We start from the raw sequence: 18,433 nt of genomic DNA, 5'->3' as shown, positions 1-18,433 counted from the left end.
TGCTAACGCATGATGGACAGGCGGTAGAGGCCAATTTTGTTCAAATTCTAGTAAGAGCGGCGCACCACCATGTCGGCCAGCGCAGCCAGGGCACGGGTGTCCGGCAAGCCACTGCGCGCCAGGGCAGCGTGTGCGTCCTGCAGCAGTTCCTGCGCGTGGGCCTGGGCACGCTCCAGCCCCAGCAAAGAGACATAGGTGGGCTTGTCGGCGGCAGCATCCTTGCCCGCCGTCTTGCCCAGCGTGGCCGAATCGGCCACCACGTCCAGGATGTCATCCACCACCTGGAACGCAAGGCCCATGGCCGCGCCGTACTCCGACAGCGCCTGGTAGGCCGCCGGTGCCGCTTGGCCGCACACGGCGCCCATGAGCACACTGCCCTGCAGCAGCGCACCGGTCTTGAGCCGGTGCATCTGGCGCAGCTGGTCTTCGGTCAGCGCCACGCCCACGCTGGCCAGGTCAATCGCCTGGCCGCCCGCCATGCCGGCCGAGCCCGCTGCGCGCGCCAGCAGGCGGCACAGCGTGGCCTGCATGGCAACAGGCACGGGGCTGTCGTCGGGGGTGAGCAGCTCGAACGCGAAGGCCTGCAGCGCATCGCCCGCCAGCAGGGCCTGGGCTTCGCCAAACTGCACATGCACCGTGGGCTTGCCCCGGCGCAGCACGTCGTTGTCCATGCAGGGCATGTCGTCGTGCACCAGGGAATAGGCATGGATCAGCTCCACCGCACACGCCGCGCGCAGGGCCGCCTCGCCCGACACCTCCGCAGCTGGGGTGCCGCTGCACACCGCCTCGTACGCGGCCAGCACCAGCAGTGGCCGCAGCCGCTTGCCGCCATCGAGCACGGCGTAGCGCATGGCATCGCCCAGCCCGGCAGGGGCACCATGACCCACCCACCCGGACAGGGCCTGCTCCACGCGGGCCAGGTGGTTGTGGCTCCAGGGGACCACATCAAACGGGGAAAGCTGACTCATCACTGCGTCTGAAGGCGCGGGCACTGCACTCATTCCTGGGTCCATGGTTGGAGCTGGCCATCGTCCAGCACCTTGATCTGGTCCTGCACCGCTTCCAGCCGCTGGCGGCAGAACGCCAGCAGCGCCGCGCCACGCTGGTAGCCCGCCAGCATCTGGTCCAGCGGCAACTGGCCTGACTCGATGCGGGCCACAAGCTGCTCCAGCTCTTCCAGCGCCGCTTCGTAGCTGGCGGGTTCGGCGGGTGGTGCAGGGGTGGCAGGAGCCTTGGGCATGGGCAAAGCGGCAGAGCGCAGGTGAGAAAACCGGCCATTTTAGGCGCACCACCACGGCGCAGAGACCGGAGCCCGCCGAATGGACGCAGCGCCCCAGAACCCGCCCGGCAGCCGCCAAAGGCACAAGCCCACCCAGCGCCTGTTTGACCTGCGTCTAGAACAGTAATTTCAATACACGTAGGGGGGGTGCGGGAATAACCCCACCACCTATAATCCCATTCCCGTCGAGCCGGCTACTCACCCTAGCCGGTTTCTTTTTTCTGGATGCGCCTTGGCGCACCTCCCGCACTTTCTCCCTGTGGGGAGTCTTTAGGTCAGGTCACCCATGTCTGATTTAAGTCTTCAACTGCAGCAGGCCGCAAGCCAACTACCAGTTTCAAGCTACTTTGACGATGCGCTGTTCCAGCGCGAGCTGGACACCATCTTCCAGCGCGGGCCCCGCTATGTGGGGCACCAGCTGAGCGTGCCGAATCCCGGCGACTATTACGCCCTGCCCCAGGAGGGCGAGGGCCGCGCGCTGGTGCGCAACGCCCAGGGCGGCATCGAGCTGGTCTCCAATGTCTGCCGCCATCGCCAGGCCGTGATGCTCAAGGGCAAGGGGTCGCTGCAGGGCCAGGGCAAGGGCCATGCGGGTGGCAACATCGTCTGCCCCCTGCACCGCTGGACCTACAGCCCCCAGGGCGAGTTGCTGGGCGCACCGCACTTCGCGCACGACCCCTGCCTCAACCTGAACAACTACAAGCTGCGCGAGTGGAACGGCCTGCTGTTTGAAGACAACGGCTACGACGTGGCCGCCGACCTGGCCCAGATGGGCCCGCGCGCCGACCTGGACTTTGATGGCTACGTGCTCGACCACGTAGAGCTGCACGAGTGCAACTACAACTGGAAGACCTTCATCGAGGTCTATCTGGAGGACTACCACGTCGGCCCCTTCCACCCGGGCCTGGGCAGCTTTGTGACCTGCGACGACCTGCGCTGGGAGTTTGGCAAGAATTATTCGGTGCAGACCGTGGGCGTAGCCAACCGCCTGGGCAAGGCGGGTAGTCCCGTGTACGAACGCTGGCACAAGGCGCTGCTGGACTACCGGAGCGGCAAACCCCCACAGTACGGCGCCATCTGGCTCACGCTGTACCCGCACATCATGGTGGAGTGGTACCCGCATGTGCTCACCGTGTCCACGCTGCACCCCGTCAGCCCCACCAAGACGCTGAACATGGTGGAGTTCTACTACCCCGAAGAGATAGCCGCCTTCGAGCGCGAATTCGTTGAGGCACAGAAAGCTGCCTATATGGAGACCTGCATCGAGGACGACGAGATCGGCGAGCGCATGGACGCCGGCCGCAAGGCCTTGCTGGCCCGTGGCGACAACGAGGTGGGCCCCTACCAAAGCCCCATGGAAGACGGCATGCAGCACTTCCATGAGTGGTACCGCGAAGCGATGGGCAGCGACGCGCTGGACGCCAGCACCCCAAAGCGCTGAATACAGCGGCAAATCCCAGCCAATCCGCAGGCCCGCCGTGGTCTGCTCTCATTACAATAGCTGCCAGTGCTTAAAAATTAAGCGCCAGCAGCTATTTTCATTTCTGCGCCCCGTGGCGCACTTCAAGAGACCACAACCCGATGCAAGCCCTTTGGATGGTGTTGGCCGCGTTCCTGTTTGCCAGCATGGGGGTGTGCGTCAAGATCGCATCGGACTTCTTCAACTCGGCCGAACTGGTGTGCTACCGGGGCCTCATCGGCATGGCCATCCTGTGGCTGCTGGCGCGCTCGCAAAAGGTGACGCTGGCCACGCAATACCCCGGCATGCACGCCTGGCGCAGCCTGGTGGGCGTGACCTCGCTGGGGGCCTGGTTCTTTGCCATTGCCCACCTGCCCCTGGCCACGGCCATGACGCTCAACTACATGAGCAGCGTGTGGATCGCCGCCTTCCTGATTGGTGGCACGCTGCTGGCCTGGCGCCCCTCGCCCGCCACCCCCCGCCCGGCGCTACAGGGCCCGCTGGTGCTGACGGTGCTGGTTGGTTTTATTGGCGTGGTGCTGATGCTGCGCCCCAGCCTCGACCAGAACCAGGCCTTTGCCGGACTGATCGGGCTGATGTCCGGCCTGACCGCCGCGTTTGCCTACATGCAGGTGGTGGCGCTGTCGCGCATTGGCGAGCCGGAATCGCGCACTGTGTTCTATTTTGCGGTGGGCTCGGCGGTAGCGGGCGGTGGCGCCCTGCTGTTCACCGGCACTTCACCCTGGCCGGGCTGGCAGGCGCTGTGGCTGCTGCCCATCGGCATTCTGGCCGCCGCAGGCCAGCTGTGCATGACCAAGGCCTATGCCAGCGCCAAGACCCAGCGCGGCACGCTGGTGGTGGCCAACCTGCAGTATTCGGGCATCGTGTTTGCGGGCCTGTACAGCGTACTGCTGTTTGGCGACAAGATTCCCCCCATCGGCTGGATCGGCATGGCCCTCATCGTGGGCAGCGGCATTGTGGCCACCATCCTGCGGGCCCGCGCGGCACCCGGAGCCCCTGCCGAAGAACATTGATACAACGTGGCTGCACGAGGCTGTAAGCAGTTGGACACAATGGAGCCCGTTTTTCCTTCGCACTGGCACACACCATGACCTACACGACCCTCATCTCTGCCACCGAACTGCAGGCCCAGATCGACAGCGGCGCACCGCTGATGGTGTTTGACTGCAGCTTTGACCTGATGCAGGCCTCGGCTGGCGCCCAGCAGTACAGAGAGGCCCACATCCCGGGCGCGGTGTACGCCGATCTCAACAATCACCTGAGCGCCAAACATGGCCTGCCGGGTGCGGGCGGCACCGTCACCGCGCAGGAGGCCGACAAGCCCGCATCCGGCGGTCGCCACCCGCTGCCCAGCCGCGAGCGCTTTGCGATGTGGCTGTCCAGCGTGGGCTTTGCCAACAACATGCAGGCCGTGGTGTACGACCGCCAGGGTGCCAACTACTGCGGGCGTCTGTGGTGGATGCTCAAGTGGGCGGGCCACAATGCCGTGGCCGTGCTCGATGGCGGCCTGCAGGCCTGGCAAGCCGCTGGCGGCGCGGTCAACAGCGGCGAGGAGCCCTCGCACTTCCAGTCCCACTTCCAACTGGCTGAGCCCCTGCGCCGACTGACCACGGCCAGCGATGTGCTTGCGCACCTGCAGCAACCCGGCCAGACCGTGATCGATGCCCGCGCTGGTGCCCGCTACCGGGGCGAAGTGGAGCCTCTGGACCCCGTAGCTGGCCATATTCCGGGCGCACTCAACCGCCCCTTTGCCGAGAACATCGGCGCCGACGGTCGTTTCAAGCCTGCGGCCCTGCTGCGTGCTGAGTTCGACGCCCTGCTGGCGGGCCGCAACCCCGCCACGGTGGTGCACCAATGCGGCAGCGGCGTGAGCGCTGTGCCCAATCTGCTGGCCATGGAAGTCGCGGGCCTGGGCACCACTGCACTGTTTGCCGGCAGCTGGAGCGAGTGGTGTTCCGACCCTTCGCGCCCCGTCGAAAAAGGCTAAGCAGCGCTCGCGTCAGCGGTTATCAGGCGCCAAGGGTTGCAAAAGCGCAAAAAAGAGGGGTTTGCGGGTGCTATCAAAACCATGAGCAGAACGCATGGGCCTGCGCCAGCCATTGCAGCAAGTGCGCCCCCATGAAAAGACAGTCGGCACCTGATTGGCGTGTAAGGTAAATTCCTACAGGCGCCACTGCAAAACCAGACACGCGGCACAGCCAAACCCCGACTTAATTTCTGATTGGGGCGGTTTCACAATCCATTTCAACGGATCACGCAAAACCTGCAACCAGCAGGCAACGCAGGGTCCGGGAACTGGAACAAAGGAAGCCGCCATGACCAACGAACAACTCCTCGCCGAAATCCGCGAAGCCAACCTCACCTACCTGATGCTGGCCCAGACCCTGATTCGCCAGGACAAGGCAGAAGCCGTGTTCCGCTTGGGCATGAATGAAGAGTCTGCCGATATTCTCGCGTCGCTGTCTGCAGCGCAAGTGATGAAGCTGGCCTCCCGCAACACGCTGCTGTGCAGCTTCCGCGTGGACGACAACCTGGTGTGGAGCTTGCTGACCAACCACTCGGCCAAGAAGGTAGGCAACGAAGCCACCAACACGCTGCACGCCAACATTTTGATGGCCAGCCGTGTGTCGGAAGTGCTCTGAGCCCGAACCTTCTTCATCCAGCCTGAAAGCCCGCCATGTCCACCTCCGCCAAAGCCCCAGTCAAGAGCGTCTTGAACGAATCCAAGCAGATCGAACGCGCCGCCATGCTGATCCAGATGGGCGCCCGCATGCAGGTGCTCGAATCGGAGACCACGCTGTCTTATGAACGCCTGATCCGTCTCTACAAGGAGATCGCGGGCAAGTCGCCATCGAAGGGGCAGCTCCCGTTCTCGACCGACTGGTTCCTGACCTGGCAGGAAAATATCCACAGCTCGCTGTTCCTGAACATCTACGAATACCTGTCCAAGGGCGTGGACCTGGATTCGGTGGAGTTGCTGACCAAGGCCTACCGTCTCTACAACGAACAGGTCACCACCGCCGAGATCGAGCCTCTGCTGTCCTTCACCCGCGCCTGGCGCCTGGTCAAGTTTGTGGATGCAGGCATGCTGACCCGCACCAAGTGCGCACAGTGCAGCGGCCAGTTTGTGACCGAGCTGTACGAGAACCGCCACTTCACCTGCGGCCTGTGCAACCCGCCAGCGCGCGCGGGCAAGAGCAAGACGGCGGGTGCGTTGATGTTGCATTGAATGGCAAGCACCTTTGACTGACTAACGGCAAATAGGCGGATTGCGCGATGCGCAAGCAAAAGGCCCTCAAGCGGCCTTTTTGCTTGAAATCTTCTTCCAGCCTTCACAGCACAACATGGCGTGCTGCGATGAGCCTACCGCCCAAACAGGAGTGCGCGCACGTTTTCGTCAATCGGCACGGCATAGTTGTGCGCCGCCACAACCAGGTTCCCGTCCGGCTTGACCAGCTTGATGCTGACGTACAGGACGGTGGCCGACACAGCATAGGTCCCCACCACCACCGCTTGCGCATCGTGCGCCCTGCTCACCTCGCGTAGTTCCCGCGACAGCAGCAACTCGCCTTGCTCGCGCTGCATCACAAGGTTTTCGCGCATCTTGAGTTCGGTGACAGGCAAACCTCTTTGCACAAGACGTCCGGCGATCTGCTCCGAAAAAATCCGGCCCATGCGGGAGGACTCCCCCAGCCGATCCACATTCACCAGCGTCGAGACCAGCACCGGGTGACGGGGGTCCAGCGACGCGTTCTGGACTAACATGTCTGCCGCGTGGTGATTCGCCGCGATGATGGACGTTCGGGGCATACCTGAACCCCCTCCTCCCGAGCCGTTGTCACCGTAGTAGTAGCTGGCACAACCCGACAGCGCAAATGCCGTCGCAGCTGCGGCAAACCCCAAGCCACTTCGTGCCAAACGCCACATCATGGGCTCACCACCCGCCAGGTTTTGATCGAGGTAGGCACGGCTCCCTGCATGCGAGGTTCTGCAGGCAGGTACAGCAAAGCATCGTCATGCACCAGGGAGTACACATTCGATGTACCCCCCAAAAAACGCCCGCCGCTCTCCAGTGATGCAGTCACCAGCAGCTCGGACCGCGCCGGAGCCCCCAAACGGGGATACACCACGGGTGTTTCGGGCTCTGCTGGGGTTTTGCGAATCTGCATTGCCGCCACGGCGGCCCCAAACGCGCTGCCAGAAGCCACCACCACATCGCCTTCTGCGCCAACTTTGCCGACCATTTTTTTGTCGCCTACGTCTTTCTCGTTGCCAGGTGGGTAGAAAGAGCTTGCACCATGGAAATGAACGCCATCGCGCGCCACACTCACCCCTGAGGCCAACGGTATCCAGTCCAACACACTCGATCCGGGTTGCATGTGCTGCACCACCTGCGTATCAACGACCAATTGCACCGTACCCGGCTCTGTGGTCACAGCAACTCCGCGATCTGCCAGCTTGTTCATCAACAGCCTGCGAAATGCCTGATTGAAGCGGGTGTCTGCTTTTGCCGAGACATAAATCGGATGCTCCCCCACAGGCCAATCGCGGACTTTTTCGGTAACGCGCACAGCAACATCGTCAGCAAGCACGTCCCAGTGGTGAACCGCCTGCAATGTCTTCTGCCCCGATACCGCATGCCGCTCTGGCTGCGGCACATCCAACCCCGCACAGCCCGTGACTAGCAAAGCCAGCCCCCAAAGAGGCCACCAGGGCCTACGCCCCCAACGCGAAGGCATTGAGCGAAGATGATGAGATTGCATAGTCGCGATGCTATGCCCGTACGCTAGGCCCTATTGGTCAAAAAAAGCTGGATTTGCGCGACACTTCGCCGACCACACTCCATGCGACCGGCTCCTGCCGCCCCCTTTTCCGCCGCATCAGAATCTGCCCATGACAGCATCTCCCACCGAACCGCCTCATGCGCCCGCAGCGCCAACATCGCACAACCCTGACGCTCCCGGCTGTACCCCTACACCTCCCGCCGCGGATCTACCAGGCAACAATCTTCATCTGCCCGTCACATCAGCCCCACCGCTGCAGCACACGGCAGACACTCCCGCCAACCCATCGACTCCCCTGACCCTCCACATGCCCGTGGACGTGCGCAACCTGTCGCTTGCCCTGCTGGCGCTGTTTGCAACGGTGGCGCTGCTGCACTGGGCCAGCGCGGTGTTCATTCCGATCATGCTCAGCCTGCTGCTGACCACCGCGCTGCGGCCGGCAGTGGACATCTTGTACCGCTGGCACATCCCGCGCTGGCTGGGGGCGGGCGCGCTGCTGATCGCCATGGTCTCGGGGCTGGCCAGCGCCGCCTGGTCGCTCAGCGACGGCGCGGCTCAGCTGGTGGACTCATTGCCGGTGGCCGCGAAGAAGGTACGCGACAACCTCAAGGCCCGTGCCGGGGGCAGCAGCCCGCTGGACACCATGCAGAAGGCGGCCACGCAGCTTGAACAGGCGGCCAACGAGAGCAGCGCCACGGCCGCGCCACGCCGGGGGGTGCAACGGGTCATTGTCGAGCGCCCGCCCTTCAACATCCGCGACTACCTCTGGAGTGGCACCGTGGGGCTTATGTCGGCCCTGGGGCAGCTCATGGTGGTCGTCTTCCTGACCTTCTTCGCCCTGGCTTCGGGCAACCTGCTGCGCGACAAGCTGCTGCGCATCGCGGGCACCAGCCTGGAGAGGCGCAAGGTCACCACCCATGTCCTCGATGACATCACCCGCCAGATCCAGCACTATCTGCTGCTGCAGGTGTTCACCAGCGTGCTGGTGGGCGTGGCCACCGGCCTGGCGTACTGGGCATTGGGCCTGCAAAACGCGGCGGTATGGGGCGTGGCAGCCGGTGTACTCAACCTCGCGCCCTACATCGGCTCGGCCCTGGTCACAGGGGCATCGGCGCTGGTGGCTTTCCTGCAGTTCGGCACGCTCGACATGGCCCTGGCCGTTGGTGGTGCATCGCTGGTGATCCACACCATCGTCGGCAATCTGCTCACACCTTGGCTCACCAGCCGAGCCAGCAGCATGAGCCCCGTGGCCGTTTTCGTGAGCGTGCTGGCCTGGGGCTGGCTCTGGGGCCTGTGGGGGTTGCTGCTAGGCATCCCGGTGATGATGGCCGTGAAAGCGGTGTGCGACCGCGTGGAAGACCTCAAACCGGTGGGCGAACTGCTGGGGCAGTAGGCACGACGGGTGCCACCTTGCCTGCCCCCCCCTGCGCGCACTGCTGCACAAACGCCGGCAGGTCGTCTGCCGCCAGGGCGCGGCTGTAATACCAGCCCTGCACGCGCAGGTCGATGGAGGCGGGCAGCACCTGCAGCTGTTCATCGGTCTCCACGCCCTCCACCACCATGCCCAGCCCCAGGCTCTGGCAAAAATGCAGCAGGCCCTCCAGCACGCGGGCACCCTGTGGCTCGGCACTGGTCACCACAAAGCTGCGGTCGATCTTGATGGTGTCTACCGCAAAGGCGTGCAGATAACTCAGTGACGAGTACCCGGTGCCAAAGTCGTCGATGGACACCTTCGCGCCCACGGCATGCACCCGGGCAATGGCATCGCGCATCTGCGCCACATCGGCCGCCAGAGCATCCTCCGTGATCTCGATGCTGATACACCCCGCCGCAGGCGTGATCAAAGCCACCAGGCGCTGGCAATGGGCGGGCGACATGAGGGTGGGCCCCGTGACGTTGATGGAAATCGGCAGCTCAAAGCCCGCATTGCGCCAGCGCCGGTACTGCCGCAGCGCCGCAGCCGCCACCCACAGGTCCACCTCCTTCATCAGCCCCGCCTCGGACAACCAGGCGAGGAACGCCCCTGGCGACTGGATCCGCCCCTGCGAGTCGCGGGCGCGCAGCAACGCCTCGCACCCCACACACAGGCCCGTGCGCGGCGACACCTGCGGCTGGTACTCCAGGAAGAACTCATAGTCCCCCATGCGGCGCACCCGGGCCACCAGGTCGTCCCTGCGGGCCTGGCCCTGCTGTGCCACCACGATGGGGTCGTGGGCGTAGAGGCTCCCCTCCTCCTGCAGCCGCGTGAACGTGGTGTCCAGCCCTGGCAGGTGCACGGTGGTGGCATGGTGGCGCTCCAGCGCACGCACAGCCGGTGCATAGATACAGGCCCCGAGCAGCACCAGGGCCAGTTGCAAGGCCACCGCGGACCAGGCCCCCTGGGTGCTGACGTAGGCATTGAACACCACCGGGGCGTTCAGGGGCATGGGCACGGTGGCCATGGGCACCCAGCCCGTCTGCACGGCCGCCAGCGCCAGGCAGGCGTTGACCGCAGGCACCAGGATGAAAGGAACGAGCAGGCGCGGGTTCAGGATCAACGGGATGCCGAACAGCAGCAGCTCGTTCACATTCAGCAAGGCCATGGGCAGGCTGGCCACCGCCAACAGGCGCAGCCCCGGGCTGCGCACCCGCCACAGCACGGCCACCACGAGCGACAAGGTGCCACCCGCGCCCCCGATAAAGGCAAACGCCCCCAGCAACCCCGCGTTCAGCGGGTACTGGGGCACCTGGTCGGTCAGCAGCTCGATGGCGTTCCAGCCCACGGCCTGCTCCAGCACCTGGAACAGGGGCTGGAGCGCGTGATAGCCGTGGATGCCAAAGAACCACAGCAGCGAGTTCATGCCGGTGAGCACGACGGCGTTGAAGTAGGGCCGGTCGGGATCGACCATGTCCATGGGCAGGCTCCACTGCGCCAGGCCCGACCATTGCTGCAACAGCGCCAGCACCGCCGCCAGCAGCGCAGCCGTGACGATGCCGGGCACCACCATGTTCACCGCGTCCTCGACGTTGTCGCTGACCAGCGCCCCCCGGGACACCTGCAGCCAGCGCAACCGCATCAGCCGGGCCATCAGCGGCACATTGATGAGCGGCGAGGCAATCGCGATGAACAGCACCAGTGTGGCAGCGGCGCGCGGCTGCCCGCTGAGCTGATATGACGCAAGCGCCACGTACACAAAACACAGAAAAGCCACCGGAAGGCGTGGCAACTGGTGGCGAATGGCCAGCATGTAGCCAATCGAAGCAGCAATCAGCAGCGGCAGGATGCGACTGATTTCGCCATGCAGCCCCGCCAGCATGTCGCCCACCGCAGGCGGCAGCCCCAGCACACCGGCCACCACCGACAGCACGAGGAACACGGCCGACACCATGAGGCAGGGCAACACCCACAGCAACCCCTCGCGGATGGCCCGCATCGAATCGGCGCGCGCCACGGCCTCCAGCCGGTGCGACAGCAACACCCTCCAGGCCGCCAGATCCCTGCCCAAAGCCATGCCTCCCGGCCCGTTAGCGACGAGCCACCACCATGACAACGCACCGCAGGGCCGCGCCACCACAGTGGCTACCCCGCGCCGGTAGCCGGGGCCTGCTGCCAAGCCCCCGCCAAGGGCACTACAGCGCCCCGGTGGCCATGCTAGCGCGCGCTGGCGCTGGTGGCAAAACGGATGAAGAAGCGCGGGCGATCAGCCCGTATTGCGCAGCCCGGCCGCAATCCCGTTGATGGAGATGTGGATACCCGTCTGCACCCGCTCGTCGCCCTGCCCGGCGCGCCAGCGGCGCACCAGCTCCACCTGCAAGTGGTGCAGCGGGTCGATGTACGGGAAACGGTGCTTGATGGAGCGCGCCAGCGCCGTGTTGTGCGTCAGGCGCTGCTTGTCGCCCGTGATGCGGGTCAGCGCCTCGGCCGTGCGTTGCCACTCGGCCTCGATGGCGGTGAACACCTTCTTGCGCAGGCGCGCGTCCGTCACGAGTTCGCTGTAACGCGAGGCCAGGGCCAGGTCGCTCTTGGCCAGCACCATGTCCATGTTGGACAGCAGGGTGCGGAAGAAGGGCCACTGGCGGTACATCTTCTGCAGCAGGGCCAGCTGGGCCTTGGGGTCCTTGCCTTCGGTGTTGATGAAGGCCTCCACCGCCGAGCCAAAACCGAACCAGCCCGGCAGTGTGAGGCGGCACTGGCCCCAGCTGAAGCCCCAGGGGATGGCGCGCAGGTCTTCGATCTTCTGGCTGGCCTTGCGGCTGGCGGGGCGCGAGCCGATGTTCAGCTCAGCGATCTCGCGGATGGGCGTGGAGTTGAAGAAGTAGTCGGTGAAGCCGGGCGTCTCGTACACCAGCGCGCGGTAGCTGCCCATGCTGGCCAGCGAGAGCTGGGCGGCGGCATCCAGAAAGGCCTTGGTCGCGGGCTTGGTGGGCTGTAGCAGCGTGGCTTCGAGCGTGGCAGCCACCAGGGTTTCGAGGTTGCGGCGGCCGATCTCGGGGTTGGCGTATTTGGAGGCAATCACCTCGCCCTGCTCCGTCAGGCGGATCTGGCCGCGCACGGTGCCGGGGGGCTGCGCCAGGATGGCCTGGTAGCTCGGGCCACCGCCACGGCCCACAGTGCCACCCCGGCCATGGAACATGCGCAGCTGGATGCCGTGGGTGGTGGCGAGTTCGTCGAAGAGTTCGACGAGGGCGATCTCGGCGCGGTACAGCTCCCAGTTGCTGGTGAAGATGCCGCCATCCTTGTTGCTGTCGCTGTAGCCGAGCATGATGTCCTGCTCGCCACCGCTGCGCTGCACCAGGGCCGCCACGCCGGGCAGGCTGTAGAACTCGCGCATGATGGGCGCGGCGTTGCGAAGGTCTTCGATGGTTTCGAACAGCGGCACCACGATGAGGTGGTTCTTGGATTCGGCATCGAGCGTGCCGCTCATCAGGCCCACTTCCTTTTGAAGCAGCAGCACTTCCAGCAAATCGCTCACCGTTTCGGTGTGGCTGATGATGTAGTGGCGGATGGCTTCATGGCCGAAGCGCTCGCGCATCACGCGGGCAGTTTCGAAAATGGCAAGCTCACCCTGCGTGTGGGCCGAGTACTCGGCGCCCACCACGCGCAACGGGCGCGCGTCGTTGAGCAACTTGATCAGCAGCGCACGCTTGGCGGCTTCCTGCAGGCCCGCATAGTTTGGCTCGATGCGCGCCTTGGCCAGCAGCTCGGCCACCACCTCCTCGTGTTTGTCGGAGCTTTGGCGCAGGTCCACCGTCGCCAGGTGGAAGCCAAACACCTGCACGGCGCGGATCAGCGGGTGCAGGCGCTCTGCGGCCAGGGCCTGGCCATGGTGCGACTGCAGCGATGCTTCGATCACCCGCAGGTCGGCCAGGAACTCTTCAGCGCTGGCGTAGGCGTTTTGTGGCGCCACGGCATGGCGCGCGGCCTCGCCACCGGTCAGCTCTTTCAGCGATGCGGCCAGACGTGCATAGATGCCCGTGAGTGCGCGGCGGTAGGGCTCGTCCACGCGGTGCTCGTTGGTGTCGGGCGAGCGCTGGGCCAGGGCCTCCATCTCGGCCGACACCTGCACCAGGCGGGCGGACAGTGACAGTTCACCGCCCAGGTAGTGCACCTCGGTCAGGTAGTGGCGCAGGGCCACTTCGGCCTGTCGGCTCAGCGCGTACTGCAGGGTCTGCGCGGTGACGTTGGGGTTGCCATCGCGGTCGCCACCGATCCACTGGCCCATGCGCAAGAAGCTGTGCACAGGGTACTGGCCGAGTTCGCTTTCGAGGTCGGCGTAGATCTTGGGGATCTCGCGCAGAAAGGTCGCTTCGTAATACGACAGCGCGTTCTCGATCTCGTCGGCCACGGTGAGCTTGCTGTAGCGCAGCAGGCGCGTTTGCCACAGCTGGGCCACGCGGGCGCGCAGCAGGGCTTCGTTGGCGGCCAGCTCGCGCGGGGTGAGCGCGTCCTTGGCACTGTTGTAGAGCTGCGCGCGCACCTGTATGTCGTCGCGCGTGGCCAGCAGTTGGGCGATGTCGCGTTCGGCATCCAAAATGCTCTTGCGCTGCACCTCGGTGGGGTGGGCGGTGAGCACGGGGGCTACGTAGCTGCCTGCCAGCGTCTGCGAGATGGTCTTGGGCGCAATGCCAGCCCAGCGCAGGCGCGAGAGGGCGACCTCGATGCTGCCCTCCTGCGTGTCACCTGCGCGCTCGTGCACGGCGCGGCGGCGGATGTGGTGGCGGTCTTCGGCGAGGTTGGCCAGGTGGCTGAAGTAGGTGAAGGCGCGGATCACGCTCACCGTCTGGTCGCCCGACAGGGACTTGAGCAGCTTCTTGAGCGCGCGGTCGGCTTCCTGATCGGCGTCGCGGCGGAAAGCGACGGAGAGCTTGCGCACCTGCTCCACCAGCTCATACGCGGCCACGCCCTCCTGTTCTCGGATCACGTCGCCCAGAATGCGCCCGAGCAGGCGGATGTCGTCGATCAGGGGCTGGTCCTTGTCGGATCGTTTCATGGTGCGTGAGTCTCCGGAGGTGGGTGGTGGCCAGGAGCCGCCTGCCCCCGTGTCCCCCGGGGTGCACCAGCCCCAGTGCGGGCGCATGCTAGCATCGCCCGCCCCTGAAAGATTACAAACAGGTTACGAACTTGAGCCTCCAGAACGCCCCTCTTTCCATCGTGATCGCCACGCGCGAGAGCCGCCTGGCGCTGTGGCAGGCCGAGCATGTGCAGTCCCTGTTGCGCGCGCGCGGCCACCAGGTGGAGCTGCTGGGCATGACCACCAAGGGCGACCAGATCCTGGACCGCTCGCTGTCCAAGGTGGGCGGCAAGGGCCTGTTTGTGAAAGAACTGGAAGTGGCACTGGAAGAAGGTCGCGCGCACATCGCCGTGCATTCGCTCAAGGACGTGCCCATGGAGCTGCCCGAGGGGTTTGCGCTGGCCTGCGTGATGGAACGCGAAGACCCGCGCGATGCGTTTGTCTCGCCCCACTACCCCAACATAGATGCCCTGCCCCAGGGTGCGGTGGTCGGCACTTCGAGCCTGCGCCGCCAGGTGTTGCTGCAGGCCCTGCGGCCCGACCTGAAGATTGAGCCGCTGCGCGGCAACCTCGACACCCGCCTGCGCAAGCTGGACGAAGGCCAGTACGACGCCATCGTGCTGGCAGCTGCGGGCCTGAAGCGCCTGGGCCTGGAATCGCGCATCCGCGCCACCTTCGCGCCCGCCGCCATGTTGCCCGCCGCAGGCCAGGGTGCCCTGGGCATTGAAGTGCGCAGCAACCGGCAAGACCTCATCGACGCGCTGGCGCCGCTGGCCCACCAGCCCACCTGGCTCACCGTGGCCGCCGAACGCGCCGTGAGCCGCGCCATGGGCGGCAGCTGCTCGATGCCGCTGGCCGCGCACGGCACCTTCACGGGTGGCGTGCTGCAGCTCGACGCCGCCTGGGGCGATGTGGATGCGCAGGCCCCCCTGGTGCGCGCAGCGGCTAGCGCCCCCGTCACCACGCTGGCGCAGGCCGAAGCGCTGGGCGACGCGATTGCACAGCGCCTGCGTGCCGGTGGCGCGCGGGGCGCCGAACCCCTGAATTGATCGGCCCAGCCATGCCCCGGGTGATCGTCACGCGGCCCGCCCGCGAGGCTGCGCACTGGGTCGGGCTGCTGGCGGCACGCGGCATCCCGGCCGTGGCCCTGCCGTTGATTGACATCGGGCCATGCACCGACACGGCAGCGCAGCAGGCGCTGGCCCAGGCCCACGCCCGGCTGGCGCAGTACCGGGCGCTGATGTTTGTCAGTGGCAATGCGGTGGTTCATTTTTTTGAGCAAAAACCGGCCTCTGCGCTCGATCCTCTTGCCCCAACAGCTATAAAAATGAGAGCATGGGCACCAGGCCCCGCCACGGCGCGTGCGCTGGAGCAGGCCGGGGTGCCACTGGGCCACATCGACGGCCCGGCGCCCGACGCCCCGCAGTTCGACTCGGAAGCGCTGTGGCAGCAGGTGGCCGGGCAAATCCGGCCTGGCGACCGGGTGCTCATCGTGCGTGGGCGCTCGGGGGGCGTGCACGACACCGCCCAGGGCAGTGGCCGCGACTGGCTGGCACGGCAGATCGAGGCCGCAGGCGGCCTGGTGGATTTTGTGGTGGCATACCAACGCGGCGCGCCCCGGCTGGCCCCCGCCGAGGTGGCTCTGGCGCAACAGGCGGCGCAGGACGGATCGGTCTGGCTGCTGAGCAGCTCCGAAGCCGTGGCCCACCTGTCAGAGGCGCTGCCCGGTCAGCACTGGGGCGCAGCGCGTGCGCTGGCCACCCACCCGCGCATTGCCGAAGCGGCGCGTGCAGCGGGCTTTGGCACCGTGGGGGAATGCCGTCCGGCGCTGGAAGACGTGGTGGCCTCGATAGAATCGGCCGCATGAGTTCCGCGCCGCCCAACGACCTGCCTCCAGCCCCCACCGCCGCCCCTGTGGCCGCACCCGTGGGCGCGCCTGCAGCAGGCCCTGCACCTGTGGCTCCGGCCGCCGTGGCGCCCACGCCGGGCCGGGGTGGTGCCGTTACCCTGCTGCTGGGCGCCGTGGCCGCTGCCGCGCTGGTCAGCAGCGGCATGCTGTGGCAAAAGCTCAGCGCCATCCAGGAACAGCTCGCCCGGCAGACTGCCGACTCGGGCGCGCAGGCCATCGAGGCCCGCACCATGGCCCGCCAGGCCGAAGAGCTGGTGCGCGAGACCGCCGCCCGCCTGTCGGTGGCCGAAGCCCGGGTGAGCGAAGTGGCGCTGCAGCGCAGCCAGCTCGAAGAATTGATGCAAAGCCTGTCGCGCTCGCGCGACGAAAACCTGGTGGTGGACATCGAATCCGCCATCCGCCTGGCCCAGCAACAGGCCCAGCTCACCGGCAGCCTGGAGCCGCTGGTGGCTGCGCTCAAAAGCGCCAACCAGCGCATCGAACGCGCAGCACAGCCCCGCCTGGCGCCCGTGCAACGCGCCATTGGCCGCGACCTGGACCGCCTGACCCGCGCCACCGTGACCGACACCGCGGGCCTGCTGGGCCGTCTTGACGACCTGGTGCGCCAGGTGGACGAGCTGCCCGTGCTCAACGCCGTGGCCCAGGCTGCATCCACCAAACGCCTGTCCACCGGCCCCGCTACCCCTGGCAGCACCCCCGCCCCCACCGAAGGCCTGGCCTGGTGGCAGGCAGCCCTGCAGCGCAGCTGGGAAGTGGTGCGCGACGAGGCCCGGGGCCTGGTGCGCGTGAGCCGCATCGACCAGCCCGAGGCCATCCTGCTGGCGCCCGAGCAGACCTTTTTTCTGCGCGAGAACCTCAAGCTCAAGCTGCTCAACGCGCGCCTGGCCGTGCTGGCACGCCAGTTCGACTCGGCCCGCGCCGACCTGGGCGCCGCCACGGTGGCGCTCAACAAATACTTTGACCCGGCCGCACGGCGCACCCAGATCGCGGCCAGCACGCTGCAGACGGCCCAGGCCAGCCTGAAGGCGGCCGAGCAGCCCCGCCTGGATGAAACCCTGTCTGCGCTGGCCACGGCCGCCGCAGGCCGGTAAAGGGCTGAACGCATGCGCGCTGCACTCTGGCTCCTGGCGTTGTTTGGCGTGGCCGTGGCCACGGCTTTGTTTGCGGGCAACAACCAGGGCACCATCACCCTGTACTGGCCGCCCTACCGCATCGACCTGTCGCTCAACATGGTGTTGCTGCTGCTGGTGGGCGGGTTTGTCACACTCTATGCCGCCCTGCGCGCCCTGGCTGCGCTGCTCGAACTGCCCCACCAGGCCCGCCGCTGGCGCGTGCAGCAGAAGGAGCGTGCCATGCACGCGGCCTTGCTCGACGCGCTCACCCACATGCTGGGCGGCCGCTTCATCCGCTCGCGCAAGGCGGCCGTGGCAGCGCTGTCGCAGGAACACGCCCTGGAGGCCAGCGGCGAGGCCGTACCCCACGGCAAACAGCTGCGTGCACTGGCCCACATGATTGCGGCCGAGGCATCGCACGCGCTGCAAGACCGGGCTACCCGCGAAAGCCACCTGCAGGATGCCCTGCAGGAAGCCCCGATGCGCGGCACGGTGAACGAACAGGAAATGCACGAAGGCGCCCAGATGCGCGCCGCCCGCTGGTCGCTGGACGACCGCGATGCCAGCGCCGCCCTGGAACGCCTGGCCGCCCTGCCCCAGGGCGCAGCCCGCCGCACACTGGCCCTGCGCATCAGGCTGAAGGCCACGCGCCTGGACCGCCAGACCCAGGAGGCGCTGGACACCGCCCGCCTGCTGGGCAAACACCGCGCCTTCTCGCCCGCCGCAGCGCAGAGCATCGTGCGGGGCCTGGCCACCGAGCTCATCAACAGCGCCCACGACACCGCCCAGCTGCAGCAGATCTGGCAGTCGCTGGAAACGGCCGAGCGCAACATGCCTGAGCTGGCCATCCATGCGGCGCAGCGCCTGGCCGCCCTGGGCGGCGAGGCCACCCAGGTGCGCGCCTGGCTGCTGCCGGTGTGGGAGCGCATGGTGGACCTGCCCGATGCCCTGGCCGACCACCACGCGCTGAAGCTGGTGCGTGCACTCGAAGCCGGGCTGGACGAACTCGACGGCCCCTGGCTGGCCCGCATCGAATCGGCCCACCAGGCCAACCCGCGCGACGCGCGCCTGCAGTACCTGGCGGGCATGGCCTGCCTCAAGCGCCAGCTGTGGGGCAAGGCGCAGCAACTGCTGACCCAGGCAGCGCAGCAACTGGCCGACCCCTACCTGCGCACCAGCGCCTGGCGCCGCCTGGCCGAACTGGCCGAGCAGCGCGGCGACGACAGTGCTGCTGCCAGCGCCTGGAGGCAGGCCGCGCTGAACCGCTGAACCGCTGGGCCAGAGCGGCTTGGCCATAGCTGCCCAGCCGATACATCGCCTGCCGCCCCCCCAACCACCCCCTGGGGGGCCCGGTGTACGCCACCGGCACCACTCCTCC

General features: G+C 66.6%; 16 protein-coding genes. 10 read left to right on the top strand and 6 right to left on the bottom strand.

Features of this window, described 5'->3' with window-relative positions; genetic code table 11:
* Positions 1–47: 47 nt before the first annotated feature.
* Positions 48–968, bottom strand: a complete 921-nt coding sequence (locus tag CBY09_RS08475) for a polyprenyl synthetase family protein (RefSeq protein ID WP_165773886.1) — start codon at positions 966–968, stop codon at positions 48–50.
* A 29-nt stretch (positions 969–997) separates the two neighbouring features.
* A complete protein-coding gene (locus tag CBY09_RS08470) occupies positions 998–1,240 on the bottom strand; it encodes an exodeoxyribonuclease VII small subunit (RefSeq protein WP_094288433.1) in 243 nt (80 codons plus the stop codon).
* A 325-nt stretch (positions 1,241–1,565) separates the two neighbouring features.
* Here CBY09_RS08470 and CBY09_RS08465 point away from each other — a divergent pair, with 325 nt between their 5' ends.
* From CBY09_RS08465 to flhC, 5 genes are all read left to right on the top strand, one after another.
* Positions 1,566–2,720 (top strand): aromatic ring-hydroxylating oxygenase subunit alpha, encoded by a 1,155-nt coding sequence (locus CBY09_RS08465; RefSeq protein WP_094288431.1) that lies wholly within the window; start codon positions 1,566–1,568, stop codon positions 2,718–2,720.
* Positions 2,721–2,860: 140 nt separating this feature from the next.
* Complete coding sequence (locus CBY09_RS08460; protein WP_094288429.1) at positions 2,861–3,772, top strand: DMT family transporter; 912 nt, start codon at positions 2,861–2,863, stop codon at positions 3,770–3,772.
* Between the two features lie 74 nt (positions 3,773–3,846).
* Positions 3,847–4,746 carry a sulfurtransferase gene (locus CBY09_RS08455; RefSeq protein WP_094288427.1) on the top strand — a complete coding sequence of 300 codons (900 nt, stop codon included), beginning with the start codon at positions 3,847–3,849 and terminating at the stop codon, positions 4,744–4,746.
* Positions 4,747–5,074: 328 nt separating this feature from the next.
* Entirely contained in the window at positions 5,075–5,401 is a 327-nt protein-coding gene (gene flhD, locus CBY09_RS08450) for a flagellar transcriptional regulator FlhD (RefSeq protein WP_008902803.1), read from the top strand.
* A gap of 35 nt (positions 5,402–5,436) precedes the next feature.
* Positions 5,437–5,988: a flagellar transcriptional regulator FlhC gene (gene flhC / locus CBY09_RS08445; RefSeq protein WP_094288425.1), complete on the top strand. Its 552-nt coding sequence runs from the start codon at positions 5,437–5,439 to the stop codon at positions 5,986–5,988.
* A 134-nt stretch (positions 5,989–6,122) separates the two neighbouring features.
* Here flhC and CBY09_RS08440 read toward each other — a convergent pair whose 3' ends face one another.
* Together CBY09_RS08440 and CBY09_RS08435 are read right to left on the bottom strand one after the other, a co-directional pair.
* Positions 6,123–6,689: a FlgO family outer membrane protein gene (locus CBY09_RS08440; RefSeq protein ID WP_165773885.1), complete on the bottom strand. Its 567-nt coding sequence runs from the start codon at positions 6,687–6,689 to the stop codon at positions 6,123–6,125.
* Complete coding sequence (locus CBY09_RS08435) at positions 6,686–7,423, bottom strand: hypothetical protein (RefSeq protein ID WP_420807442.1); 738 nt, start codon at positions 7,421–7,423, stop codon at positions 6,686–6,688. Before CBY09_RS08435 ends, CBY09_RS08440 begins: the two co-directional genes overlap by 4 nt.
* A 229-nt stretch (positions 7,424–7,652) precedes the next feature.
* Between CBY09_RS08435 and CBY09_RS08430 the strand changes: the two genes are divergently transcribed.
* Entirely contained in the window at positions 7,653–8,936 is a 1,284-nt protein-coding gene (locus tag CBY09_RS08430) for an AI-2E family transporter (RefSeq protein WP_094288420.1), read from the top strand.
* On the opposite strand, the gene CBY09_RS08425 is transcribed toward CBY09_RS08430, so the two are convergent.
* Both CBY09_RS08425 and ppc read right to left on the bottom strand, forming a co-directional pair.
* Positions 8,905–11,034: an EAL domain-containing protein gene (locus tag CBY09_RS08425; protein ID WP_094288418.1), complete on the bottom strand. Its 2,130-nt coding sequence runs from the start codon at positions 11,032–11,034 to the stop codon at positions 8,905–8,907. The genes CBY09_RS08430 and CBY09_RS08425 overlap by 32 nt on opposite strands.
* Positions 11,035–11,223: 189 nt before the next feature.
* Positions 11,224–14,013, bottom strand: coding sequence for a phosphoenolpyruvate carboxylase (gene ppc / locus CBY09_RS08420; RefSeq protein ID WP_094288416.1), 2,790 nt, complete (start codon positions 14,011–14,013; stop codon positions 11,224–11,226).
* 131 nt (positions 14,014–14,144) lie between these two features.
* Here ppc and hemC point away from each other — a divergent pair, with 131 nt between their 5' ends.
* The 4 genes from hemC to CBY09_RS08400 are packed head-to-tail and all read left to right on the top strand — an operon-like array spanning position 14,145 to position 18,324.
* Entirely contained in the window at positions 14,145–15,083 is a 939-nt protein-coding gene (gene hemC / locus CBY09_RS08415; protein WP_094288414.1) for a hydroxymethylbilane synthase, read from the top strand.
* A gap of 11 nt (positions 15,084–15,094) precedes the next feature.
* Positions 15,095–15,901 (top strand): uroporphyrinogen-III synthase, encoded by an 807-nt coding sequence (locus tag CBY09_RS08410; RefSeq protein ID WP_094288412.1) that lies wholly within the window; start codon positions 15,095–15,097, stop codon positions 15,899–15,901.
* Positions 15,898–17,034 (top strand): uroporphyrinogen-III C-methyltransferase, encoded by a 1,137-nt coding sequence (locus CBY09_RS08405; protein WP_165773884.1) that lies wholly within the window; start codon positions 15,898–15,900, stop codon positions 17,032–17,034. Before CBY09_RS08410 ends, CBY09_RS08405 begins: the two co-directional genes overlap by 4 nt.
* A 12-nt stretch (positions 17,035–17,046) precedes the next feature.
* The gene (locus CBY09_RS08400) at positions 17,047–18,324 is read left to right on the top strand and encodes a heme biosynthesis protein HemY (protein WP_094288410.1); all 1,278 of its coding nucleotides are present in this window, start codon (positions 17,047–17,049) and stop codon (positions 18,322–18,324) included.
* Positions 18,325–18,433: the final 109 nt, after the last annotated feature.

Origin of the sequence: Acidovorax kalamii, from assembly GCF_002245625.1 — a bacterium.
Classification (GTDB): Bacteria; Pseudomonadota; Gammaproteobacteria; order Burkholderiales; family Burkholderiaceae_C; genus Acidovorax; species Acidovorax kalamii.
This window is presented reverse-complemented; position numbering and strand designations above follow the sequence as displayed.